Origin of the sequence: Halomonas sp. 18071143 (genome assembly GCF_019211725.1) — a bacterium.
In the GTDB taxonomy this organism is placed as follows: Bacteria; Pseudomonadota; Gammaproteobacteria; order Pseudomonadales; family Halomonadaceae; genus Vreelandella; species Vreelandella stevensii.
Genome location: NZ_CP078120.1, coordinates 3101904 through 3125780 on the forward strand (window position 1 = coordinate 3101904; position 23877 = coordinate 3125780).

Sequence of the window (23877 nt, forward strand, 5' to 3'; positions counted from 1 at the left end):
ACCAATAAACCGAGGAGCAGGAAACATGAAAACACCTTTGGCTTTGGCACTCTCTGCCGTCACGCTTGCGCTGGGTTCCACATCCGTGCTGGCCGCAGACCCGCAATCCGGTGGAACGGTCAACACCATCATTCAACCCGAGCCGCCGGGGCTGGTGCTGGGCATGATTCAGAACGCCCCCACGCGCACCGTGGCGGGCAATATCTATGAAGGCCTGCTGCGCTACACCACCGACCTGGAGCCCATGCCCCAGTTGGCCGAGTCCTGGGAGGTCAGCGACGATGGCCGGGTCTATACCTTCCATTTGCGCGATAACGTCACCTGGCACGATGGAGAGCCCTTCACCGCCGACGACGTGGTGTTTTCTGCCGATGTTTTCCACCGTGAGTTGAACCCCAGCGCACGGGCCGTGTTACAGCATGTGGAAAGCATCGAGGCCAGCGACGACCACACGGTGGTATTTACCCTGACCGAGCCCTTCGGCCCCTTCCTGATCTCGTTCGAGGCGGGCACCTTCACCATGGTGCCCAAGCACTTGTACGAAGGCACCGACTTCCGCAATAACGAGCACAATGACCACCCGATTGGCACGGGGCCGTTCAAGTTCGCCAACTGGGAGCGCGGCACGGTCATCGAGCTGGTCAGAAACGACGACTACTACGAAGAGGGCCTGCCTTACCTGGATGGGGTCAACTGGCACGTGATTCCCGATGGCGGCTCCCGGGCCGTGGCCTTCGAGAATGGCACCATCGATGTCCTGCCCAGCGGCACCGTGGAAAACTTCGATATTCCGCGCCTTTCGGCCATGGATAACGTCTGCATGACCGAACAGGGTCATGAGTATTTCAGCCCCTTTGCCATGCTGTGGATGAACAACCGGGAAGGCCCCACCGCCGACAAGCGCTTCCGCCAGGCCGTGATGTACGCCATGGACCGCGAATTTGCCCGCGACGTGCTCTGGAATGGGCTGGGCAATGTACCGCTGTCGGCCTTTGGTTCGAATGCCAGCTTCCAGTATGACGGCCTGGAGCCCTATGACCACAACCCCGAGCGCGCTCGGGAGCTGCTGGCAGAAATGGAGTACGACGGCGAAGAGATCACCATTCTGCCGCTGCCTTACGGCGAGACCTGGACCCGCTGGGCAGAAGCCGTGCAGCAAAACCTGCGTGAAGTGGGCATCAACGCCCGCACCCAGGCCACCGACGTGGGCGGCTGGAACCAGCGCCTGGGTGACTGGGATTACGACCTGGCCTTTACCTATCTTTTCCAGTACGGCGACCCTGCGCTGGGCATTTCACGTACCTATCTATCTGACAACATCGCCAAGGGCTCCCCCTGGAATAACGTTCAGGGTTATGAGAACGAGCGGGTAGATGAGCTGTTCAATGCCGCCGCCACGGCGTTTCCTGATGAGGAGCGCGAAGCCCTCTACCGTGAAGTGCAGGAAATCCTGCATGAGGATGTCCCGGTTGGCTGGCTGATGGAGCTTGGCTTCCCCACCCTTTACCGCTGTGATGTTCAGGACCTGGTGACCTCCGGGGTCGGCGTGAACGATGGCTTCAAGGATGCCTGGCTGGACCGCTAGGTAGGTGCCACCCGGGCCGCCATGGCGACCCGGGTGTTTCAGCTATGTCAGGAATATGCTCATGTTATATGCCCGATTGATCGTCATGCGGCTATTCAAAGCCGTGATCGTCCTGTTTTTGATCGTGATCTTCAACTTCTTCCTGATTCAGATGGCCCCCGGCGACCCAGCGGCCATTCTGGCCGGGGAAGCCGGTGCCGCCGACCAGGAGTTTCTCGACCAGCTGCGCGTGCGCTTCGGCCTCGACCAGCCTATCTACGTGCAGCTATGGCGCTACGTCTCCGGCATTGCCATGCTGGATTTTGGCTACTCCTACCGGCTGGGCACGCCCGTCTTCGACCTGATCATGGCGCGCTTGCCCGCCACGCTGCTGCTCACCGGCACCGCCTTTGTGCTCTCGCTGGTGCTGGGCATCATTGCCGGTTCCATGGCAGCGGCCAGAGCCAAGAAGCCGTCGGGCTCGCTGATCATGGCGCTGGCACTGGTGTTCTACGCAACGCCGCTGTTCTGGGTGGCGCTGATGTCCGTGGTGGTGTTCTCGGTGTACCTGGGCTGGCTGCCTGCCTATGGGTTGTACACCGTGGGCGCTGGCCATACCGGGCTGGCCCTGGCGCTGGACGTGGCGAAACATCTGGTGCTGCCTGCCACGACCCTGGCGCTCTTTTTCATGGCGATTTACACCCGCATGACGCGCACCTCCATGCTGGATGCCGCTCAGCAGGACTATGTCAAAACGGCCCGGGCCAAGGGGCTCAAGCCGGGCGTCATCCAGCGCCGCCATGTGCTGCGCAACGCTCTGCTTCCCATCATCACGCTGGCGGGCCTGCAGGCCGGGCAAATGGTGGGCGGCGCGATCCTAACCGAAACCGTGTTCGCCTGGCCCGGCATCGGCAGGCTGATGTTCGAAGCGCTGCAACAGCGTGACTACAACCTCTTGCTGGGTATTTTCTTCTTCTCTGCGGCGCTGGTGATCGTGTTCAACATTCTCACCGATCTGGTGTATCGCCTGGCAGACCCGCGCATCAAGGGGGCCTCATGAGCTTTTTTGCACGTTTCGCCCAGAACCGCGGGGCGCTGGTGGGGCTGGTCATCCTGCTGGTGATCATCGCCATGGCCCTTCTTGCCCCGCTGCTGTTTCCCGAATCGCCCTGGCGCATGGTGCAGCGCCCCTTCCTGCCGCCGTTCTCGCAGGAGGGGTTTCCCCTGGGCACCGACACCATGGGCCGCAACGTGGCGGCAGGCCTGATGCATGGCGCCTGGGTATCGCTGCTGATTGGCCTGGTGTCCACCAGCGTGGCCCTGCTGATTGGCGTGCCGCTGGGGGCCATTGCCGGGTATTACGGTGGCTGGATCGATGACGTGCTGATGCGCATCACCGAGTTTTTCCAGACCATCCCCAACTTTGCCCTGGCCATCGTGCTGGTGGCCATCATGCAGCCCAGCGTGACCTCCATCGTGCTGGCCATTGCCCTGGTAAGCTGGCCGCCCGTGGCCCGCCTGGTGCGGGCGGAGTTCATGTCGCTGCGCCACCGGGAGTACGTCGAGGCCGCTCGGCTGGTCGGCCAGTCCAATACCACCATCATCCTGCGCCAGATCCTGCCCAATACGCTCTCGCCCATCATCGTGCTGGCCTCGCTCATGGTGGCCACGGCGATTCTGCTGGAGTCGTCGCTCTCGTTTCTGGGGCTGGGCGACCCGAACGTCATGTCCTGGGGCTACATGATCGGTGCCGCGCGAACCGTGATTCGCCAGGCATGGTGGCTGAGCTTCTTCCCTGGCGTGGCCATTCTGCTGACCGTTCTGGCACTCAACCTGGTCGGTGAAGGGCTGGACGATGCGCTGAACCCCAAACTTTCCCGTGAGCGTTAGGAGCCTGCCATGAACGATGTCGTGCAACCCGCTGGCCAGGACGAGGCGCCCGCCGTACTACAGATCGAAGGCTTGAGCGTGGCGTTGCCCAAAGGCGCAGACCGGCCGCTGGCGGTGGAGAATGTCAGCTATAGCGTCAACCGTGGCGAGATCATGTGCGTGGTCGGGGAGTCCGGGTCGGGCAAGTCCATGGCCGCCAACACGGTCATGGGCCTGCTGCCCAAGGGCGTTCGCCCCGTGCAAGGCAGCGTCACGTTCGAAGGCCAGAACCTGCTGGCCCTGAGCGAAAAGCAGCACCGAACGCTGCGCGGCCTGAAGATCGGCATGATCTTCCAGGAACCAATGACAGCACTGAACCCCTTGATGCGCGTGGGCGCACAGATTGCCGAAGTGTTCGAGGCCCATGGCCAGCTCAGCCCCCGGCAGCGCCAGGCGCGGGCGCTGGAACTGCTGGTGGAAGTGGGTATCCCGCAGCCAGAGAAGGCCATCAGCGCCTACCCCTTCGAGCTTTCCGGCGGGCAGCGGCAGCGGGTGATGATTGCCATGGCGCTGGCGCTCGAACCGGTGCTGTTGATTGCCGATGAGCCCACCACGGCGCTGGATGTGACCACCCAGGCGCAGATTCTGGCGCTGATTCGTGACCTGCAACAGCGGCGTGGCATGGCCGTCATGTTCATCACCCACGATTTTGGCGTGGTGGCGGAAATCGCCAACCGTGTCTGCGTCATGCGCCATGGCCGCATCGTCGAAATCGGCAACGCCCGTGATGTGCTGGAGAACCCGCAGGATGCGTATACCCAGGCCTTGATCGCCGCCATTCCCAGCAACGCCCTTCCCCCGCACCGGGCACCTGCCACCTCGGCGCCCCTGCTGGAGATCAAGGGGCTCAACAAGGTGTTTCGTTCACGCGGTGGCTGGTTCAAGGCCACTCGGGAAGTGCGCGCGCTGGATGACGTATCGCTGACGCTGGCCAAAGGCGAGACGGTGGGTATCGTGGGCGAGTCCGGCTCGGGCAAATCGACCCTTGGCCGCTGCGTGGTGCGCCTGGAGCACCCGGATAATGGCGAGCTGCTGCTGGATGGGGTCAATTTTTCGCAGTTGAACGGCAGCGCGCTGCGCCGCGAACGCCACCGGGTGCAGATGATTTTTCAAGACCCTTATGCGTCCTTGAACCCGCGCACCCGGGTCGGCATGGCCATCGCTCAAGGCCCCATGGCCAACGGCACTCCGAAGGCCGACGCGCTCCGCCAGGCCGGTGAGCTGTTGGAACTGGTGGGGCTGGGTGCCAGTGCCGTGACGCGTTTCCCCCATGAGTTTTCAGGCGGCCAACGCCAGCGCATCGGCATTGCCAGAGCGCTAGCGCTCAACCCTGAATTGATCGTGGCCGATGAGGCGGTCTCTGCGCTGGACGTCTCCATTCAGGCGCAGGTGTTGGAGCTGCTGGAATCGCTGAAACAGCGGCTGTCGCTGTCACTGCTGTTCATCACCCACGACTTGCGGGTGGCCGCCCAGATTTGTGATCGCATCGTCGTCATGCAGCATGGGCGCATCGTCGAGCAAGGCAGCGCCGAGCAGATATTTATGGCCCCCCAGGCGGCCTATACCCGTTCGCTGCTCGATGCGATTCCGGGGCGCGAAGCGCCTGCCGCCGCGTCTGCCTGATTAGCCTTTGATGCGTCACACGCTGGTTCATCGGCGTTGATTTATACGTCTTGATTCACACCACTGTCTTCAAACAACTGTCTTCAAACACTTTATTCACACAACGATGGAACGTCACGTAAGGAAACAGGCATGCAGATTACCCTGGAGGCGCTTCGCGCCATCGTCGGCCCTGCGCACGTACTCACCGGAGACGATGTGCGTAGCCGCCGCGTCGACTGGATGACCGGCGCTCCCTGCCTTGCCGGTGCCATCGTGCGCCCGGCCAGCACCCAAGCGTTGGCCGAGGTGATGCGCGCTTGCCACGAGGTCCGGCAGCCGGTGGTGACCCACGGCGGGCTGACCGGGCTGGTGCACGGCGCCGACGCCAGCGAAGAGGAGCTGGTGATTTCACTGGAGCGCATGACCGCCATCGAAGAGATCGACCACGTTGGCGGTACGCTGACCGTCCAGGCCGGTGCCCCTTTGCAGCGGGTACAGGAGGCCGCCAGCGACGCGGGCTTGCAGTTCCCGCTGGATTTGGGTGCCCGGGGCAGTTGCACGATTGGTGGTAATATCGCCACCAACGCTGGGGGCGTGCGGGTGATCCGCTATGGCATGATGCGCCAGCAGGTGCTGGGGCTGGAAGCCGTGATGGCCGATGGCCGTATCATGAGCTCCATGAACCGCATGCTGAAAAACAATGCTGGGTTCGATCTCAAGCAGCTGTTCATTGGCAGTGAAGGCACGCTGGGTATCGTGACCCGCGCGGTGCTGCGCTTGCAGCCGCCCACGCCCAGCGAACAAACCGCGCTGGTGGCCTGCCCTTCGTTCGAGGCCTTGACGGCCCTGCTCCGCCACATGGGCAAGGCGCTGGGCGGTAGCCTGGGGGCTTTCGAGGTCATGTGGCAGAACCATTACCGCCTGCTGACGGAAACCTCGGGACGCCACACGCCCCCCATTGCCACCAGCCATCCGTTTTATGTCATCATCGAATCCCTGGGCAGCGATGCCGAGCGCAATACGACCCAGTTCCGTGAGGCCCTGGAGAGCGCGCTGGAGAACGAGCTGATCGTCGATGCGGTGCTGGCTCAATCAGCGGCGCAGCGAGACGGCCTGTGGGCCATTCGTGAAGACATCGAAGGCCTGGTCAAGGCCATGACCCCGGTATTGACGTTCGATGTCAGCCTGCCGATTGCCGATATGCAGCGCTACACCGATGCCCTGGAGCACCAGTTGACCCAGCGCTGGCCCGATGCCCGGCTCGTGGTCTTTGGCCACCTGGGCGATGGCAACCTGCATATTTCGGTGTGCGTGGGCAGTCATGAATTAGCGGTACGCCGGGAAGTCGAGACCCTGGTGTACCAACCCCTGGCGGCGCTGGGCGGCTCGGTGTCTGCCGAACATGGGATCGGCCTGGAAAAGCGCCCATGGCTGGAGACCTGCCGCTCGGCAGAGGAGGTTGCGCTGATGCATACCCTCAAGCAGGCACTCGACCCTCATAAGCTGCTGAACCGTGACAAAATATTGCGTTGAACATTGAACTGATCAGGACCTGATTATGCCCCGCTATCCCGACCACCTGACGGGCGTTGGCCCCGTGAACCCTTTCCCCGGCATCAAGGTGCTGGAGCGGCGGCTCGGCCGTGAGATCCCTCACCGCCTGGGCTCCAACGAGGGGCTGGACATGCCCCACCGTGCGCTGCGGGAACACTTCGGCGATGCCGTGGCACAACACGTGTATTGCTATGGCGATGCCGAAGCGCTGGGCGTTCGCCAGCGCATCAGCGCCCAGCAAGACATTCCCCTTGACCACCTGCTGGTGGACGCCGGTGCCGACAGCCTGATCGCCCTGGCGCTGCGCACCACCTGCAGCGTGGGCGAGGCCGTGGTGAGTACCGCAGGCACCTACCCCACCTTCGGGTACTTTGCCCAGGGCCAGGGCTGCCGGTTGGTCGAGCCCAGCTACCATGAAGCGCCTGGCGTGCTCGCCCCCGATCTGGAAGCGCTGGCGGCAGCGGCCCATCAGGAGCAAGCGCGGCTGGTGTACCTGGCCAACCCGGACAACCCCAGCGGCCACCTGCACAGCGATAGCGCCATTCTCAAGTTTCGCCAGGCGCTCCCCAACGACTGCTGGCTGCTGCTGGATGAGGCCTACGGGGATTTTCGTGACGATGCGGGAAGTGAGTTCCTGGGCCAGGCGCTGCCGGGGGTGATTCGCCTGCGCACGCTCTCCAAGGCCCATGGCCTGGCGGGCATGCGGATTGGCTACGCAATTGCCGAGCCCGACGTGCTGGCGATGATGATGAAAGTGCGTATTCACTACGCGGTCTCTTCCTTCACCCAGGCCGCCGCCGAGGTCGTGCTCGACCACCCCGAGGAAGTGCAGCAGCATATTGCGGATGTCAAAGCGCGCCGTGAACAGCTGGCGCTGCACTTCACGGCGCTGGGGGCAGACGTGCTGCCCAGCGCCACCAACTTCGTCGGCATCCGCCTATCCAGCGCCGAGCTGGCCGCCGCCGTGCATCAGGAGCTGCTGGACGATGGCGTGCTGGTGGCCCGCCTTGCTCACCCGCAACTGGCCAACGTGATTCGCATCACGGCGGTAGAAGAGGCACTGCAGCCGGGCAGGTTGGCGGCGCTGGAAAAGGCGCTTCGACAGCACGGCTAGCCGCGCAGGCCCCGGCGCCATTCCCCTCTCATGCCGGGGTCAGCCAGTGCTGGTAGGCCTCCAGCTCGCCGCGTACCACCTGGCGATAGAGCTGCTGCAGCTGCGCCGTGACGCTGTGGGCAGGTATCGGCTCGCTGGGCGGCGGTGCTTCGGCACGATGGCCGATGCGTCGTCCATCCAGCTCCCTGAGCGGCAGAATTTCGGCAGCAGTGCCGGTCAGGAAGGCTTCGTCGGCGGTGTACAGCTCATCGCGGGTGATACGCCGCTCTTTCACTTCGATGCCCAGCACGTCGCGGGCCAGCTGTATGACGCTGTCTCGGGTGATGCCCTGCAGGCAAGAGGTGACTTCCGGGGTGTGCAGCACGCCATCGCGCAGCAGGAAGACATTCGCCGCCGAGGCCTCGGCCACGTACCCTTCGGGGTCGAGCATGATGGTCTCATCGAACCCGGCCTTGACCGCCGTGTTGAGCGCCAGCATCGAATTCACGTAGTGGCCGCTGGTCTTGGCGCGGCACAGGCTGATGTTGACATGGTGGCGCGCCCAGGAAGAGGTCAAGGCACGCAATCCATGGGTCGCGGCCTGCGGTGAAAGGTATGGCCCCAAATCCCAGGCGGCGATCATCACATGGGTGGTCAGCCCTTGGGCGCGCAGCCCGAGGCCTTCTGAACCAAGAAACACGGTGGGCTTCAGGTAGGCATCCAGCAAGCCGTTTTTGGTAATGCTTTTGCACTGAGCATCGATCAGCTCGGCTTCACGAAACGGCAGCGGAATATCCAGCGCGTGGGCACTGTCCACGAGCCTGCGGGTGTGCTCCTCCACCCGGAACAGGCACGGGCCTTGCGCACCGGCGTAGGCCCGCACGCCCTCGAAGCAGCCCATCCCGTAATGTAGCGTATGGGTGAACACATGAACCCTGGCATCTCGCCAGGCAAGCCACTGGCCGTCCTGCCAGATCCAGCCGTCTCGATCATGAAGAGGTGTCATCGGGTGGTTTGCTCCCACTGTCGTTGCCAGTTATCGATCAATGCCTGCTGGTGCGGCTGCAGCGCCTGATAACCCCAAGCGGCGATTTCGTCATTTTGCGGGTCGAACACGGTGGTCGTGCTGCCCGCCAGCGTCTGGATCACCGCATGGCCGCAGAGCGGCACGTAGCCTTCGGAGTAGCCGCCTTCGTGCACGATCACCAGCTTGCCAGCGCAGCAGCGCTCCGCCACGGCCTTTACTTGCGCCGTCATGGTGGCGAAGGCCTGACTGTTGAGCAGCATCTTGCCCAGCGGGTCCTTGGCACAGGCGTCGTAGCCACAGGCAACGATGATGAGATCGGGCTGGAAGGCTTCCAGCGCAGGCAGCACCAGCCTTTCCATGGCATACGCATAGGCCCCCAGGCCACACCCGGGGGGCAGCGGCAGGTTGAGATTCGCCCCGGTTCCAGCGCCCTCCCCCTGCTCTTCGAAAGCGCCGCTCTCCAGCGGGTAGTTGGCTGCCTGATGTATTGAGATGGTGAAGGTGTTCGGGTCGCGATAGAACGCAGCCTGCTGGCCGTTACCGTGGTGTACGTCCCAGTCGAGTATCGCCACGCGACTGGCCTGGCCCAGCGCCTGAGCACGCATCACCGCCACGGGAATATTGCCTAACAGGCAGAACCCACGGCCCTGATCGGCTTCGGCATGGTGGCCCGGCGGGCGGCACAGCGCGTAGGCGTTGCGTACTTCGCCCCGGGCGACGGCGTCTACGGCGGCGATGGCCAAGCCCGCCGAGTGGGTCGCGGCGGCCCAGCTGCCCGGCATGTAGGGCGCGCAGTCGCCGCCGTTACCGCCCCTTGCCGCATCGCCTGCCTGAAGTTCTTCCAGGTAGCGCGGCGTGTGAAAGCGCAGCAGGTCTTCCAGCGTGGCGGCGGGCGGCTTGACCACGTAAAGCTCGTCGATCAGCCCGCTGACTTCCAGAATGTTTTTCAGCCGCCGCTTGCTTTCGGGGCTTTCCGAGGCGGCCTGGGGCTGCAAGAACTCACCCGGCGCCGAGAACACGCCGATGGCCCCCTGGTCGTGCCAGAAGCAGCGTTCGTGCCAGTAGAAGCCGGTACCGCTCATGCGTTAAACCCCTCCATGAAGGCCGCCAGGTTGGCGCTGAGCTGTTCGGTGGGGTAGCCGCCTTCCTGCACGATCACCATGGGGAGCGACAGCGCGGCCAGACGCTTGCCTACCTCGATAAACGCTTCGGTTTCCACGTTCAAACCGGCCAGCGGGTCTTCCTTATGGGCATCCAGCCCCAGAGCGACCACCACCGCATCCGGTTCGAAACGCTGCAAGTGATCGATCAAAATCGCCAGCGCGTCCAGATAGACCTCACCGTCGCTGCCCACCGGCAGGGGGAGGTTCACGTTGGCGCCCACGCCGTCATCGCTGCCTTCTTCGTCAGCCCCGCCCCAGAAAAAGGGGTAGAAGTCGTTGGGGTCGGCGTGCAGGGAACCGGTCCATACATCGTTTCTGGCGTAGAAAATGTCCTGGGTGCCGTTGCCGTGGTGCAAATCCACATCGATGATCGCCACTCTGGCAAAGCGTTCGCGCAGCACGGTCGCGGCCAGCGCCGAGTTGTTCAGCAGGCAAAAGCCGCCTGCCCGCTCAGGCCCGGCATGGTGGCCGGGTGGGCGGCACAGTGCATAGGTCACCGTCTCCCGTGCCAACACGGCTTCCGCGGCTGCTTCTGCGGTGGCCGCCGAGGCCAATGCGCCCTGGAAACTGGTGGCGCTGAGCGGGCAAGCCATGTCGTGCAGGTGCCAGCCCGCCTGGCCGATGGGGTGGCGGGGGTAGTGGTGGCCGCCGCCGCAGGGGTGAATGTTGGGCGCCACCAGCGCGGCGGCGTTGGGCAACGCCTGCCAGCGGGCATGGATCGTTTCCAGAAAGGTCAGATAGCGCGGCGTATGAATCTGCGCCAGCCGCTGGCGCAGCTGGGGCGAGTCCGACGCGCCCGGGGCCACCAGCGCCAGGCCCACCTTTGCCAACCCTTGGGTGAGCAGCTCGGCCCGCACCGGCCCTTCCGGGGAAGGCGCCGGCTGGCCACGCAGCAGGAAAGTGGGCGGCGCATGCAGCGCCTGATCAGGATGATAAAAACACTTCATGGTCACCGTCCTTTGGCCATTTGGAGCTAGCAAGCGCTACTTCAGCGTAGCGGGTAACGACTCCCAGAGCTCGATCGCCGCGGCTAAATCTTCCAGAGAGGCGCCCACCGACTTGAACAGCGTGATGGCCTGCGGGCTGGTGCGCCCGGGCTTCTCGCCACGCAAGACGTCGGCCAGCTCCGCCTGGATCTCCTCGAACTGGAAGGCACCTTCTTCGATGGCCTGCAGGATGTCCCCCGCCTCGCCTTGTGCCCCCGCGTAGGTATCCACGAATACCTGGGCACGGCGCAGGCACTCGGCATCGGTTTCGCGCATTTGTGGACGAAAAGCGCCAATCAGGTCCAGGTGCGTGCCTGGGGTCAGCCACTCGCCCCGGATGATGGGCTGGGTGGAGAGCGTCACGCAGCTGACGATGTCGGCCTCTGCCACGGCGGTGGCCAAGGTGTCGACGACCTGGGTATCGAAGCGGTCTGCATACTCTTCGGCAATGGCGGCTGCCTTGTGGGGGTTACGCCCCCAGACCAGCACGCGCTTGATGGGCCTGACGCTTGCGTGGGCTTCGATCACCATGGGGGCCAGCTTGCCGGTACCCACCACCAGCAGCGTTTCGGCGTCTTCCCGGGCCAGCACCTGAGCCGCCAGCGCAGAAGCAGCGGCGGTGCGGCGGCGGGTCAGTTCGCTGCCATCGATGCACGCCAGCGGCTGGCCGTGTTGGCCTTCGCTGAGCAGGTAAAGGCCGGAAATGGCCGGCAGGCCGTGTTCGGCATTTTGCGGAAACACGTTGACCATCTTCACCCCGATATAGCCTGCGGCTTCCCAGGCGGGCATCAGCAGCATGGTGGCTTCGCCATCCGGCCGATGCATGGCGTGATGGTGGCGCGGTGGCGACTCCACCCCGTTCACGAAGGTGTGGCGCAGGCGCTCGATCAGGCCTGGCCAGGCTAAACACTGCTCGACTTCCTTGGCAGAAATGACCTTCATGCCCACTCCCCCTGCAGGTGACAGGCGACGAGGCCTTGCACAATGACCCGATGGGTAGCAAAGGCCAACGCGCGCGTGTGGGTATGGGGATAAAACGAGGGTGGTAGCATCAGCGCTCTCCAGAGTCATCGAACTTCTCTTGAGACTACGACGATGCAGCAACGGTTGCTTGCCCGAGACTCTGGCAAGTTTGCCCGTAAGTCAGGTAGGCCGAGGTTTCAGACGCTAGCGATCCGACGAAGGGGAAATGTCGAAGTAACGACGGTAGGCGCGGGAAAAGCTGCCCTGATCGCGAAAACCCACCAACATGGCGATATGGCCAAGGCTCATGGCGCTATGGCGTACCAGGGTGCGCGCATGCTCCAGCCGCCTGCGCTGCACATAGGCCAGCGGCGTCACCCCGGTCAGCTCACGAAAGCAGCTATGAAAGTGGCCGGGACTCAAGGCGCATAGTGCGGCCATCTGCTCGACACGAATGTCATCGGCCAGGTGCTGATCGAGCCAGGCATCCAGGCGCTCCAAGTCCAGCCGCTCACTGATGCAGCGCGCGCCCATTTGGGCTGCCGTCTGGAGCGGTGCATCCTGCAGGTACATGTAGAGCGCCCGCAGTAACAGTGCGGCAATTTCGTTTTGCAGGGCTGGACACTGATCCAACTGATGGGCCAGCGCATGGGTGAGCTGGTTCAAAGCGGGGGGAACGGTAAAGAAGCGCGGTTTATCGAATAGCCGCTCGATCTCACTGCCCTTTTCCAGCGTGGCCAGGTGCTGCACGGGGATATCCAGCACCAGGGTACGGTTGCTGCCATCGCCCTGATACTCGTGATGGCGTGACGAAGGGATCAAGCAGCCCCGGCGAGCGGTCACCCGCTCCCCCTGGCCTTCCATGGACAGTTCCGTCACGCCACACGTGGCCAGTATCAACTGGTGAAAATCGTGGGTGTGCGCCACCTGCTCTTGCGCCAGATTGCGGCTATGCAGCTCGAACTGGACCATGACCGTACCGTTCGGGAAGTGTGAGAAGGAAGCTTCACTATAAAACGATCACGAAAGAAAAATCGAGGGGGCGTTAACGCTCGGTTAACGCCCCCTCGTGACAGCCTTGAAGCAACCGATCAGGCGTCGGGCAGTGCCGCGATGACCATGATTTCCACTTTCCACTCGGGCTTGGCCAGCTTGGCTTCCAGCGCAGCGCGCACCGGCGGACGACCCGGTACTACCCAGGCTTCCCACGCTTCGTTCATTTCTGCGAACTCGGCCATGTCGGTGACCCATACCTGCGCAGAGATCAGGTGCTCTTTGGAAGTGCCCGCCTGCGCCAGCAGCTCATCGATACGCGCCAGCACCTGCTCGGTTTGGCCACGCATGCCCACCGTGGCATCGGCCGGCACCTGGCCCGCGAGGTAGACGGTTCCGTTATGAACAGCCACTTGGCTCATACGCGCATTGCTTTCGTGATAGGTCACGCCCATGGGGTTGTCTCCCGCGACATTGGGGGCTATTACTCTGCCCTATGATGGTTTCTAACGTTTCAAAACAATATATTTACCATAAAGAGCTGACGAGTTGCCCTATGCATAAAATTAAATTTCAGCTGCAAGCCGCGTACCAAACCAAAAAGGGCCTGACGTTGAACGTCAGGCCCTTCATGTTTGGTGCCGGTAGCCAGACTCGAACTGGCACACCCGTAAAGGCGGCGGATTTTGAATCCGCTGCGTCTACCAATTCCGCCATACCGGCAATGGAGGCGAATTATACAGACACTATTCCTCGCGTCAATAAAAGCATGTGGTTATCAGCTAGATCCGTAAAAATTCATGCACCGGGCGACAGCCGTTTTTCAATCAGTCTTGAAAATAGGCTGGCCCCAATCGGCAGAATATCGTCGCCGAGTACGAAGGCCGGGTTATGCACCGGGATATTGCCGCTGTGGCCCACCCAGCAGTAGGCACCAGGGACAACCTTGAGCATGTCGGCGAAGTCTTCGCTGCCCATCAATGGTTTGTTATCAGTGCTGACATTCTCATGCCCGACCACTTCGCGGGCAGCCTCAGCGAGTAGCTCTGTCTGCAGGGGTGCGTTATCCAGCACGCTGAACACATCGCGAATGTCGATATCGATATCAACTTCATAGCTCGCCGCAATGCCTGCAACCAGCGTACGCATGCGCTCACGGGTTTGCTCGCGCACGCTGTCGGAAAAGGTTCTTACGGTGCCTGCCAAGGTGGCTGTCTGGGGAATAACATTATAAGCCGAGCCAGAGTGCACCTGGGTGATTGAGAGCACCACTGGGTCGTGGGGGTTGATATTACGGCTGACGATGCTTTGCAGCGCTTGAATCAAAGTGCCGCTGACTATCACAGGGTCGCGGGAGTAGTGCGGCATCGCCCCATGGCTGCCGCGTCCGGTCACGGTGATATCAAAGAAATCGGCACCAGCCATGGCGGGGCCAGGGCATAGCGCGATTTCGCCAGGCCCATGCAGAGGAGAATTATGCAGGCCATAGATTTCATCACAGGGGAAGCGCTCAAAAAGCCCTTCGGCAATCATTCGACGAGCGCCGCCCAGTCCCTCTTCCGCGGGCTGAAAAATAAGCACGACGGTGCCCGCAAAGTTGCGGGTTTCGGCAAGATAGCGGGCGGTGCCGAGTAACATGGTGGTGTGCCCATCATGGCCACAGCCATGAAAACGTCCAGGTGTTTGTGAGCTAAACGAGAGCCCACTCTCTTCCTCCATGGGCAGTGCATCCATGTCGGCGCGAAGCCCGATGCGTTTACCTTGCCCATGGCGGCCGTGTATCAAGCCAACCACGCCAGTGACGGCAATCCCGGTGTGAACTTCATCGACACCATACTCTTTCAGCAAACGAGCGACGATGGATGAGGTGCGTTGCTCTTCAAAGCCAATTTCAGGATGTGCGTGCAGATCGTGACGGATGGCGCGCAGCTCATCGCCATACTCTTCAATGCGAGCAATCGTGGTCATCGTATTCTCCATAGTCTATTCAAGCGTTATGAAAAGGCGTTAATGGGCTGCGCCATAGGTACTCCAGCTGCGAAATCCCAACCTCGCCCTGGGGCCGCCTCCATCAGCTGTTTTGTATACTCAGCCTGGGGCTTACCAAGCACCTGTGCCGCCGGGCCGTACTCGACTAGGCGGCCACGCTGCATCACCAGTACATCGTCACAAATCTGCGCGGCAACACGTAAATCGTGGGTTATAAATAGCACAGCTATACCAAGACGAGCCTGTATCTCATTGAGTAGCGCCAGCACTTGGGCTTGCACCGAAACATCCAGCGCCGAGACTGCCTCATCAGCGACGATCACCTCAGGCTCCATGGCCAGTGCCCGAGCAATGGCAATACGTTGGCGCTGACCGCCAGAGAACTGGTGAGGGTAGCGGTCAATGGCATCAACCGGCAGCCCCACCAGCTCGAGCAGTTCGCGCCCGCGAGCCAGGGCCTCGCGGCGCGGCGTACCGTAATTGGTCGGCCCTTCAATTAGGCTCTGCCCCACCGTCATACGCGGGTTTAGCGAGCGGTTAGGGTCCTGGAAGATCATTTGGATGCGCTTGCGGTGCGGCTTGAGCATCGATTTAGGCAGTTCAGTAATCTGCTTACCGCTGACCCTGATATTGCCGCCCGTGGGGGTAATCAGGCGCATCACACAGCGCGCCAGGGTCGACTTGCCGGAGCCCGATTCCCCGACAATACCTAACGTACGCCCACGTTTAAGCACAAAGCTGACATCATCCACGGCACGGGTCGGCGGTGTGGGTTTACGCAGCCAGCGCAACATACCCTGATTAGCGTTGAACACTTTCTCCAGCGACTGTACTTCCAGAACCGTTTTATTGCTGACAGCTTCCCTGGGCTCACGTGGCACCAAGCTGGGCACGGCGGCAAGCAGGCGTTGGGTATAAGCCTCTTGTGGACTACCAAGTACCTGGCCTACGGGCCCACTCTCAACCAACTGGCCGCGATGCATCACGCATACCCGGTCAGCGATATCCACCACCACGCCCATGTCGTGGGTGATAAACAACACCGCGGTACCATGCTCGCGCTGGAGCTCCTTAATCAATGCCAGAATCTGGTGCTGGGTAGTCACATCCAGCGCAGTGGTAGGCTCGTCAGCAATTAACAACTTCGGCTTAAGCAGCAGCGCCATAGCGATCATGATGCGCTGACGCTGACCACCAGAGAGCTGATGCGGATAACTGGTATAGATACGCTCAACGTCAGGAAGGTGAACCTGTTCAAACACTTCGAGAACTCGGGCGCGGCGCTGCTGAGCAGTTTTCGAGGTGTGCTGGCACAGCACTTCGTCAAGCTGGCGCCCGACACTGAGCACCGGATTAAGCGCGGTCATCGGCTCTTGAAAGATCATCGCCATATGCCGCCCGCGCAGGTCTCGTAACTGTGCGGGAGAAGCAGCAAGCACATCCTCCCCGGCAAGCCGAATACGCCCGCTGCGAGTGACCAGCGCGCCGGGGGGCAGCAGTCCCATGGTGGCCAGTGACGTGACCGACTTACCCGAACCGCTCTCCCCCACCAGGCACAGTGTCTCGCCTGCACCGATGGTGAATGAGATAGTATCCAGAATACGCGTGGGTTTGCGCCCGCTGGTCTCCACCACCAGCTCTTCAACCTCAAGTATCGGGGCGTCAGTCATCATGACATCCTCCGCTTCATCTTCGGGTCAAGCGCGTCGCGGGCACTATCACCCAGCAGGTTGACTGACAAGATACAGGCCGAGAGCAGCAATCCAGCCCAGAAGATCAGTGAGGGCTTTAACTGAAAGTAAACCCGCCCTTCGGACATGATATTGCCCCAAGAAGGTGTTTCCGTACCGATACCGGCCCCCAAGAAAGAGAGGATGGCTTCGGTTAGGATGGCTGATGCGCATATATAGGTGCCCTGCACAATCAGCGGGGCAAGGGTGCTAGGCATTAAATGTCGCCATAACAGCTTTGGGGTGGAGGTCCCCATCAGTATGGCGGCTTCGACAAATGCCTCCTCTCGCGTAGCCAGCACCCGCGACCGTACCAAGCGGACTACCTGGGGGATCTCAGGCACCATAATGGCGATCATCACTGTCCATAGTGTGGCGCTGGTCAGTGAGACAATGGCAATCGCTAGTAAGATGCCAGGGATTGCCATCAACCCATCCATAATGCGCATGAGTATTGCGTCCAGGGCACGGAAATAACCCGCCAGCAAACCTAGTGGCAAGCCTATAGCGACACTCGTGACGGCCACCCCGAGCCCAACCACCAGAGACACACGGGCACCGTAAATAATGCGCGAGTAGAGATCACGGCCATAGGCATCAGTGCCAAGCCAGAACTCACTACCCATGGGCTTCAGGCGATTAGCCGGTGATAACGTCAGCGGGTCATGATTAGCAAGCCACGGAGCAAACAGGGCAATAGCGATGATAACTATCAGTACACCGCCAGCGACCAGAGTAACTCCCCGCGGACGAGTCTGGCTTAGCCGCGACAGCAGTCGACTAACGCCGCGACCTTCGGGGACTAAGATAGGATTGGAGTGCGAGGCGTACATCAGTAGCGAATCCTCGGGTCGGTGATCGCGTAGGAGAGATCGATCAGTAGATTGATAATCACGTAGACGCCGGCAGTCAGCAGAATCAGCGCCTGAATCACCGGATAGTCCCGGGCCAGCACAGCATCCACAATCAGCCGCCCCAAGCCGGGAATATTGAACACGCTCTCAGTGACCACTACCCCGGAAATCATTAGCGCAAAGCCAGTACCGATCACGGTGATGATCGGTACCGCAGCATTACGCAACGCATGGCGGAAGAGCACCGCACGCTCGGTAAGCCCTTTGGCGCGGGCGGTTCGGATATAATCCTCGTCGAGCACCTCAAGCATACTGGCACGGGTCATGCGCGCGATCAGCGCAATATAGATTGAAGAGAGTGTTAGCGCTGGCAGCACAATGCGGCTAGCGAAAGGACCGAGGCCATCGCCAAGGCTTCGGAAGCCCTGTACCGGCAGCCAGCGCAGTTCAAGGGCAAACAGCTGAATCAATAAATAGCCAATAACGAATACGGGTACCGAAAATCCCACCACCGAAGCCGACATCACGAAGTTGTCGACAAAGCGCCCATGGCGCCAGGCGGCGATGACCCCGAGCGGAATCGCAATAACCACAGTCAACAACATCGCCACCACCGCCAGACTTAAGGTCGGTTCGAGGCGCTGCCCGATCATGGTTAGCACCGGGGTCTGTGAAATCAACGAGGTACCGAAATTGCCGCGCACCAGCTCGCCAAGCCAAACGAAGAACTGGATATGCAGCGGCTGGTCGAGCCCTAATGCAGCGCGAATATTGGCTAGCTGTGCAGGACTCGCCATATCCCCAGCAATAATGGCTGCCGGGTCGCCCGGCGAGAGGCGTAGCAGCAAGAAGACAAACAGTGCCACCACCAGCATTACTGGGATCGAGGCTAAAATACGACGGATAAAGTAAGCGAACATGCGGCGCCTGCTATGTGTTGTGGATAGACATGGTCGAATAACAAGGCCAGTGCGCAGGCTTAATTACGAACTTAACAACCGCACACTGGCAAAATCTTATTCGCTCTTAGTCAGGTTCCAAAACACGGGCACCGGCCCCTTGAGTACGCCGTCGAGTTGGTTAGACCAGGAAGAGACCGAGCGATAGTCGCCTAACGGCACATAGATGACCTGTTCAAGCGCATGGACTTGGATAGCTTCTGCGATGCGCTCCCGCTCTTCGTCACTTCCCGCCATGGCGAAATCCAGGCGCATGGCATCCAACTCTGCATCTTCAGGCCAACCAAAGAAACCTCCTTCACGCCCTTGACCGTTCAGCATTGGATTGACAATAGGGTTCCACACTTCAGGAATGATCCAGTTAGTAAAGAACATATTCCAGCCCCCATCCGCTGGCTCACTTTGGCTGGCACGCCGCGTTACCAGTGTCTGCCAGTCCATTGGCTGCAACTCAACATTGAAACCGGCCTGACGCAGAGCCTGGGCAGCCACCACCGGCTGGGGCGAAACGGTGGCCACATCGGTAGGCTGTAACATCACCACTGGGGTGCCGTCATAGCCCGCCTCTTCCAGCAGCTCTCGAGCCCGTTCAAGATTGCCAGTGGCCATCCAAGTATCGGTACCCGCGTCGCTACCCAAGGGGGTTTGGCAGCCGAAGAAGGAGCCGCAGGCTTCGTAGTAGTCGGGGTTGCCAATCAGCGCAGCCAGAACATCCTCTTGATTCATTGCCAGCATCGCCGCCTGACGAATGCGTACATCATCGAAAGGAGGGTAAAGGAAGTTCATCCGCCCCATGGTTTGGCTGCCCATCACGCTCAGTGTTTCAAGGGTTAGATCGTCATTGGTTTCAAGCAGCGGCAGCAAATCGAGTGGCACTTGTTCAATGAAGTCGATATCCCCACTTCCTAGCGCGTTGATAGCAGTTTGCTGGTCAGGCATGGTGATCCATTCAACGCGATCCACATTGACCACTTTGCCGCCCGCCGTCCAACTTGGCGGCTCATCACGGGGCACGTACTCCTCGAATTTGGCATAAACTACCCGATTGCCGGGCTGAAACTCGTCAGCGACGAAACGGAACGGCCCGGAACCAATCTGCTCGGGTATCGCCTCTTCGGGGCTCGTACTGGCTAACCTTTCAGGCATCATAAAGGCCGGTACAGAGGAGGGTTTGGCAAGCAGTTCGAGCACGTAGCTGAACGGCGAAGATAAGGTCAGGGTGATGGTACGTTCATCGCTGGCTTCAAGCGATTCGACATGATTCATTAACATCAATCCACCGGAATCGCGCTTTGCCCAACGCTCAAGCGAAGCTACACAATCGGCAGCGGTGACTGCCTCGCCATCGTGCCAAGTGAGCCCGTCGCGCAGCGTGAAGGTGTACACCATGCCATCGTCGGATATTTCCCAATCGGCCATCTGAGGCTGCGGCTGAAACTCTTCATCCATGCCAAGCAGGGTATCGAACACCATATAGCCGTGATTACGGGTGATATGCGCCGTGGTGAGGATTGGATCAATAATTCTTACCCCCGAGTGCATCACCGCGTTGACGGTTTGCGCCTGTGTCTCGGCGGCCAGGGTAATAGCGCCCAATCCAAGCAGCGCCGTGCTAAGCAGAGTACGCGCCATACCAGACGTTGATTTCGTTATTGCCTTGGGTTGCATTGCGACACCTCTTTTTCTTTTTAGTGGAACCACTCTTCGTGGCCAATAAGGACGAAGTTCACTGCACAGGAGAAACAAAAGGCTCCCCCATCGGGCGAGTACGCATACCTGGAGCCAGGTTGCGCCAGGGCAACTCGCTGGGGTCGGCCGCCATTGGGCCAGGGGATTTTGCGATCAAGATGGCCGAAGCAATCGGCTGAAAATCGGCGCGGAAATGGACAGAGCTTTTTAATACCAATATTTTTTTTGTCTCTGGTTCAATGCCCACCATGCGCAGCAGATTGCGATCAAGCAGCTGTGTCTTGCGGCTGGTTACCAGGATCGAAACGCCACCGACTCTTAACTGCACGCTGGGGCCAAGTTCGACCTGATTACCGTGCATCATGGGACCGTCGTAACGGCAGCGACCATCGCTTAGCCGAACCACCTCAAACTCAGCGTCTACGGATGCATCGCCAACGCTCGGCTCACCGCCTAAGGCAAGCAAAATGCGCGCGCCCTCACCTGCTGCATGCGCCTTGGCTGCCGCCTCAGGGTCACAGATCAAGCCCAAGGCAGCCCCTTGTGCATCAGCTTCCACCAGCGCACGAAGCATACCGGTGGTGGTTGCATCGCCCCCGGCACCCGGGTTGTCCTGAGTATCAGCAATAACCACTGGTCGGCTTTCACCACTCGCAAGCTGCATCGCTTCAGCAACGGCCTCTTTAGGCGTCAGGAAAGGGACTTGCCAGCGCGCTTCAAGAGCGACGATTTCATCAGCAAGCTGCGCCACTTGAGTCTCTAATAGCTCACGATCAGGCCCAACCCCCCAAACTACTGGCCCGCATTCAGCAAAGTCCGCTGCGGGAAAGCCAGCAGCAAATGAACACACGCCGTTACTGCGCTGGTCATGTTCGCCAAGCCCGTGATAGACACTCTGAGCGGGTTCAAGAAAGGTACTGCCAGCAGAGATAGGAATAAGGAAAGGAATTCGCCGCGACGCGAGGTGTAATTGCTCGCCATCGAAGATGCGTTTAAGCAGCCCCATTGTAAGGGCGCCCGTTTCAGCCATATCCACATGTGGATAAGTGCGAAAGGCCACCAGGCCGGTCGCGGCTTCAAGCATGCGCTGGGTAACATTGGCGTGCAGGTCAAGGCTAGCCACTATCGGCAATTCGCTGCCCACGATCTCCCGCAGTCTAGCCAACAGTTCGCCCTCGCCATCAGCGAGATGTTCACAAACCATTGCGCCGTGTAGGTCGAGATAAATAGCGTCAAAAGTAGCTGACGACGCGGCGGCGGTTATTTCGCCAGCGATTCGCTCGAAGGCCTCTTGAGTAACATGTGCCGAAGGGCTTGCTGCGGCCCATATCACAGGTAACACCCGATGCCCCTCCGCTAAGGCTGCCGTGATAAATCCACCAATCGGTATATTTACCTTTTCAAGCTCAAGTAAAGCTTCATCTCGACATAGCGCGGGAAAACCTCCCCCTTGAACAAAGCTCGCATAGTCAGCTTTGGTAGGTGCGAAAGTATTGGTTTCATGCTGGAAACCCGCGATCAGAATGTTCATCCCTTCTCCTAGACTTAAGTATATGACGCAGTGCAGCAGTCACATATTTTTCACTCTAGGCGTGGCATAGACAGACAAGCAATGACCGATGCATTATGAAACCGTTGCCCTTTGAGCAACACTGCTTCCCAACCACCGGTATCTGGCATGTCATCTCACGCACCGCTGAATAATGAAGGGTTTAATTCGCGTCGAATGCGCTACGCCTTTGAGGCGATGACGCAAGGCTCAATCCGCCGGGCAGCGGACAAACTGGATATCGAAGCCTCCGTCATCAGCCGTCAAATCGCACGCCTGGAAGCGGAGCTGGGGGTAAGGCTGTTGGAACGGCATGGGCGAGGTGTACGTGCCACCGAAGCGGGGGAGTTACTGCTTGATTTTTATCGAGAGCGCCAAGCAGCAGAATCTGCCTTGTTGAGTGATTTTTCCGAGCTCGACAACCTCAGCCGAGGATCGCTTCGATTAGCGATTAGCGAGGGCTACAGCGCCACGCTGATGAGCGAAGTAGTCAATCATTTTTCCCAGCAACACCCGAAACTGCATTTTGAAGTGACACACGCGAGCGTCAATCAGGTCGTCACACGCGTGCTGGAAGGCGATGCGCATATAGGGTTCGCCTACTCTCCGCGCCTACTACCTGGGGTTAAATCGATCGCCTCGGCTCGCCAACCGGTATGCGCGGTCATGCACCCTGACCACCCCCTGAATCAGCTGCCTTCACCACTCTCACTGGACGATATTCTCCAATACCCACTGGGGTTAATATCCAAGGGATATGGTCTGCGTCAGCTAGTCGATACCGTGGAAATAATCGATAAACGCCACTTTACGCCTAGCCTAGTCAGCAACTCGCTAGCCACCCTTAAGCAGTATGTGAGCGCAGGCCACGCCGTCACCTTTATGCCAGCAGTGGCGCTCATTCATGAACTTGCACGCGGCCAGCTCGTCGCCATCCCCATCGCCCACCCGGTATTTATAGAGGCCGAATCGCATTTGATTGTACGGCAGCACCGCCCGCTATCGCTCGCAGCCTCTCGATTAATCAACGAAATCTGCCGGATTTACCCATTTTCGAGCACCACGCTATGAATCCCTGAGTGATACGCCTGACTTCAAACCAGTAGTCGCGTATCCTATGTTGAATTTTTCACCGGGTATGATGCTCGGTTCTCTTCACTCTCCTGGCGAAACATTTCCACCCCCCATGCAACGCTCTGATTTCTATTATCAACTACCCGATGAGTTAATTGCTCGCTACCCCTCTGAACAGCGTAGTGACTGCCGTCTGCTGTGCGTGGATGGCCAGAGCGGCGCGCTTGAGCATCGTCGTTTCCCTGATTTGCTTGCGCTTTTGGAGCCGGGCGATCTACTGGTGTTTAACGACACCCGTGTGATTCCCGCACGCCTGCACGGCCACAAAGCCAGCGGCGGCAAAGTAGAGATGCTGCTTGAGCGCCCGCTGGATGCCCACCGTGGCTTGGCGCATATCCGTTCCAGCAAATCACCCAAGCCAGGCACCGAGCTAATTTTCGAAGGTGATATTCACACCATTGTAGAAGGCCGTCGTGACGCGCTGTTTGAGCTGCGTTTTTTAGGCGATACGCCGATGATTGCGCTGCTTGAAAAGCACGGTCATATGCCGTTGCCGCCCTATATTACCCGCGAAGATGAGCTGAGCGACCGTGAGCGCTACCAAACCGTGTATGCACGGCGTGACGGCGCAGTAGCGGCGCCTACCGCGGGGCTGCACTTTGATCAACCGCTACTGGATGCGCTGGCGGATAAAGGGATTAATCGCGCCTTTGTGACGCTGCATGTCGGAGCCGGTACCTTTCAGCCGGTGCGCGTCGACAATATCCTTGAACACCATATGCACAGCGAATGGATTGAAGTGACCGAGGAGACCTGCCAGCAAGTGCGCGAGACGCTAGCGGCCGGCAAGCGCGTGGTGGCGGTAGGCACCACCAGCGTGCGCTGCCTGGAGAGTGCCTGCATGAAAAGCAGCGACGGTAAGATCGCCCCGTTCAGCGGCGATACCGATATCTTTATCTACCCTGGCTACCAGTGGCGCTGTGTCGATGCACTGATCACCAACTTTCACCTGCCCGAGTCGACGCTGCTGATGCTGGTGTCGTCCTTTGCAGGCTATGACCACATCATGCACGCCTACCGCACGGCGGTAGAAGAGCGCTACGCCTTCTTCAGCTATGGCGATGCCATGCTGCTCACCCGCTAGCGCTGTGCCACC

The 23877-nt window shown here is 60.2% G+C and carries 20 protein-coding genes and 1 tRNA gene; 8 read left to right on the plus strand and 13 right to left on the minus strand.

Going from position 1 to position 23877, the window contains the following annotated elements; genetic code table 11:
- Nucleotides 1–25 precede the first annotated feature (25 nt).
- From KVY02_RS14585 to KVY02_RS14610, 6 genes are all read left to right on the plus strand, one after another.
- The gene (locus tag KVY02_RS14585; RefSeq protein ID WP_218313792.1) at nt 26–1585 is read left to right on the plus strand and encodes an ABC transporter substrate-binding protein; all 1560 of its coding nucleotides are present in this window, start codon (nt 26–28) and stop codon (nt 1583–1585) included.
- A 61-nt stretch (nt 1586–1646) separates the two neighbouring features.
- A complete protein-coding gene (locus tag KVY02_RS14590) occupies nt 1647–2624 on the plus strand; it encodes an ABC transporter permease (protein WP_081136550.1) in 978 nt (325 codons plus the stop codon).
- Nucleotides 2621–3454: an ABC transporter permease gene (locus tag KVY02_RS14595; RefSeq protein WP_016914894.1), complete on the plus strand. Its 834-nt coding sequence runs from the start codon at nt 2621–2623 to the stop codon at nt 3452–3454. Before KVY02_RS14590 ends, KVY02_RS14595 begins: the two co-directional genes overlap by 4 nt.
- 9 nt (nt 3455–3463) lie before the next feature.
- Nucleotides 3464–5116 (plus strand): ABC transporter ATP-binding protein, encoded by a 1653-nt coding sequence (locus KVY02_RS14600; RefSeq protein ID WP_218313793.1) that lies wholly within the window; start codon nt 3464–3466, stop codon nt 5114–5116.
- A 132-nt stretch (nt 5117–5248) separates the two neighbouring features.
- Entirely contained in the window at nt 5249–6631 is a 1383-nt protein-coding gene (locus tag KVY02_RS14605) for an FAD-binding oxidoreductase (RefSeq protein ID WP_081195285.1), read from the plus strand.
- A 25-nt stretch (nt 6632–6656) separates the two neighbouring features.
- Nucleotides 6657–7766 carry a pyridoxal phosphate-dependent aminotransferase gene (locus KVY02_RS14610; protein ID WP_081136556.1) on the plus strand — a complete coding sequence of 370 codons (1110 nt, stop codon included), beginning with the start codon at nt 6657–6659 and terminating at the stop codon, nt 7764–7766.
- Between the two features lie 28 nt (nt 7767–7794).
- Here KVY02_RS14610 and KVY02_RS14615 read toward each other — a convergent pair whose 3' ends face one another.
- The 13 genes from KVY02_RS14615 to KVY02_RS14675 form a co-directional block, all read right to left on the minus strand.
- Nucleotides 7795–8751, minus strand: a complete 957-nt coding sequence (locus KVY02_RS14615) for a branched-chain amino acid transaminase (protein ID WP_100732016.1) — start codon at nt 8749–8751, stop codon at nt 7795–7797.
- A complete protein-coding gene (locus KVY02_RS14620; RefSeq protein ID WP_218313794.1) occupies nt 8748–9854 on the minus strand; it encodes a class II histone deacetylase in 1107 nt (368 codons plus the stop codon). The genes KVY02_RS14615 and KVY02_RS14620 overlap by 4 nt, the downstream gene beginning before the upstream one ends.
- Complete coding sequence (locus KVY02_RS14625; RefSeq protein ID WP_218313795.1) at nt 9851–10882, minus strand: histone deacetylase family protein; 1032 nt, start codon at nt 10880–10882, stop codon at nt 9851–9853. The genes KVY02_RS14620 and KVY02_RS14625 overlap by 4 nt, the downstream gene beginning before the upstream one ends.
- Nucleotides 10883–10918: 36 nt before the next feature.
- Complete coding sequence (locus KVY02_RS14630) at nt 10919–11863, minus strand: ornithine cyclodeaminase family protein (RefSeq protein ID WP_218313796.1); 945 nt, start codon at nt 11861–11863, stop codon at nt 10919–10921.
- 225 nt (nt 11864–12088) lie between these two features.
- The gene (locus KVY02_RS14635) at nt 12089–12856 is read right to left on the minus strand and encodes a helix-turn-helix transcriptional regulator (protein ID WP_016914905.1); all 768 of its coding nucleotides are present in this window, start codon (nt 12854–12856) and stop codon (nt 12089–12091) included.
- A gap of 119 nt (nt 12857–12975) precedes the next feature.
- On the minus strand, nt 12976–13332 hold the full coding sequence (locus KVY02_RS14640) for a RidA family protein (protein ID WP_039180261.1): 357 nt from the start codon (nt 13330–13332) through the stop codon (nt 12976–12978).
- Between the two features lie 181 nt (nt 13333–13513).
- Nucleotides 13514–13600 (minus strand) — tRNA-Leu (locus tag KVY02_RS14645).
- A 75-nt stretch (nt 13601–13675) separates the two neighbouring features.
- The gene (locus KVY02_RS14650) at nt 13676–14845 is read right to left on the minus strand and encodes a M20 aminoacylase family protein (protein WP_218313797.1); all 1170 of its coding nucleotides are present in this window, start codon (nt 14843–14845) and stop codon (nt 13676–13678) included.
- A 26-nt stretch (nt 14846–14871) separates the two neighbouring features.
- A complete protein-coding gene (locus KVY02_RS14655) occupies nt 14872–16539 on the minus strand; it encodes an ABC transporter ATP-binding protein (RefSeq protein WP_218313798.1) in 1668 nt (555 codons plus the stop codon).
- Entirely contained in the window at nt 16536–17429 is an 894-nt protein-coding gene (locus KVY02_RS14660; protein WP_218313799.1) for an ABC transporter permease, read from the minus strand. The genes KVY02_RS14655 and KVY02_RS14660 overlap by 4 nt, the downstream gene beginning before the upstream one ends.
- Nucleotides 17429–18370 (minus strand): ABC transporter permease, encoded by a 942-nt coding sequence (locus KVY02_RS14665; RefSeq protein WP_218313800.1) that lies wholly within the window; start codon nt 18368–18370, stop codon nt 17429–17431. The genes KVY02_RS14660 and KVY02_RS14665 overlap by 1 nt, the downstream gene beginning before the upstream one ends.
- A gap of 96 nt (nt 18371–18466) precedes the next feature.
- Nucleotides 18467–20077, minus strand: a complete 1611-nt coding sequence (locus tag KVY02_RS14670) for an ABC transporter substrate-binding protein (protein WP_218313801.1) — start codon at nt 20075–20077, stop codon at nt 18467–18469.
- A 58-nt stretch (nt 20078–20135) separates the two neighbouring features.
- Nucleotides 20136–21629 (minus strand): M81 family metallopeptidase, encoded by a 1494-nt coding sequence (locus KVY02_RS14675; protein ID WP_218313802.1) that lies wholly within the window; start codon nt 21627–21629, stop codon nt 20136–20138.
- A 147-nt stretch (nt 21630–21776) separates the two neighbouring features.
- On the opposite strand from KVY02_RS14675, the gene KVY02_RS14680 reads away from it, so the two are divergent.
- Complete coding sequence (locus KVY02_RS14680) at nt 21777–22718, plus strand: LysR family transcriptional regulator (protein WP_218313803.1); 942 nt, start codon at nt 21777–21779, stop codon at nt 22716–22718.
- Nucleotides 22719–22833: 115 nt separating this feature from the next.
- A complete protein-coding gene (gene queA, locus KVY02_RS14685; RefSeq protein WP_218313804.1) occupies nt 22834–23865 on the plus strand; it encodes a tRNA preQ1(34) S-adenosylmethionine ribosyltransferase-isomerase QueA in 1032 nt (343 codons plus the stop codon).
- Nucleotides 23866–23877 lie beyond the last annotated feature (12 nt).

Bases quoted from the DNA above. Each gene is read 5' to 3' on its own strand.
- KVY02_RS14585 (WP_218313792.1), top strand. From the start codon at position 26: ATGAAAACACCTTTGGCTTTGGCACTCTCTGCCGTCACGCTTGCGCTG.
- KVY02_RS14590 (WP_081136550.1), top strand. From the start codon at position 1,647: ATGTTATATGCCCGATTGATCGTCATGCGGCTATTCAAAGCCGTGATC.
- KVY02_RS14595 (WP_016914894.1), top strand. From the start codon at position 2,621: ATGAGCTTTTTTGCACGTTTCGCCCAGAACCGCGGGGCGCTGGTGGGG.
- KVY02_RS14600 (WP_218313793.1), top strand. From the start codon at position 3,464: ATGAACGATGTCGTGCAACCCGCTGGCCAGGACGAGGCGCCCGCCGTA.
- KVY02_RS14605 (WP_081195285.1), top strand. From the start codon at position 5,249: ATGCAGATTACCCTGGAGGCGCTTCGCGCCATCGTCGGCCCTGCGCAC.
- KVY02_RS14610 (WP_081136556.1), top strand. From the start codon at position 6,657: ATGCCCCGCTATCCCGACCACCTGACGGGCGTTGGCCCCGTGAACCCT.
- KVY02_RS14615 (WP_100732016.1), bottom strand. From the start codon at position 8,751: ATGACACCTCTTCATGATCGAGACGGCTGGATCTGGCAGGACGGCCAG.
- KVY02_RS14620 (WP_218313794.1), bottom strand. From the start codon at position 9,854: ATGAGCGGTACCGGCTTCTACTGGCACGAACGCTGCTTCTGGCACGAC.
- KVY02_RS14625 (WP_218313795.1), bottom strand. From the start codon at position 10,882: ATGAAGTGTTTTTATCATCCTGATCAGGCGCTGCATGCGCCGCCCACT.
- KVY02_RS14630 (WP_218313796.1), bottom strand. From the start codon at position 11,863: ATGAAGGTCATTTCTGCCAAGGAAGTCGAGCAGTGTTTAGCCTGGCCA.
- KVY02_RS14635 (WP_016914905.1), bottom strand. From the start codon at position 12,856: ATGGTCCAGTTCGAGCTGCATAGCCGCAATCTGGCGCAAGAGCAGGTG.
- KVY02_RS14640 (WP_039180261.1), bottom strand. From the start codon at position 13,332: ATGGGCGTGACCTATCACGAAAGCAATGCGCGTATGAGCCAAGTGGCT.
- KVY02_RS14650 (WP_218313797.1), bottom strand. From the start codon at position 14,845: ATGACCACGATTGCTCGCATTGAAGAGTATGGCGATGAGCTGCGCGCC.
- KVY02_RS14655 (WP_218313798.1), bottom strand. From the start codon at position 16,539: ATGATGACTGACGCCCCGATACTTGAGGTTGAAGAGCTGGTGGTGGAG.
- KVY02_RS14660 (WP_218313799.1), bottom strand. From the start codon at position 17,429: ATGTACGCCTCGCACTCCAATCCTATCTTAGTCCCCGAAGGTCGCGGC.
- KVY02_RS14665 (WP_218313800.1), bottom strand. From the start codon at position 18,370: ATGTTCGCTTACTTTATCCGTCGTATTTTAGCCTCGATCCCAGTAATG.
- KVY02_RS14670 (WP_218313801.1), bottom strand. From the start codon at position 20,077: ATGCAACCCAAGGCAATAACGAAATCAACGTCTGGTATGGCGCGTACT.
- KVY02_RS14675 (WP_218313802.1), bottom strand. From the start codon at position 21,629: ATGAACATTCTGATCGCGGGTTTCCAGCATGAAACCAATACTTTCGCA.
- KVY02_RS14680 (WP_218313803.1), top strand. From the start codon at position 21,777: ATGTCATCTCACGCACCGCTGAATAATGAAGGGTTTAATTCGCGTCGA.
- queA (WP_218313804.1), top strand. From the start codon at position 22,834: ATGCAACGCTCTGATTTCTATTATCAACTACCCGATGAGTTAATTGCT.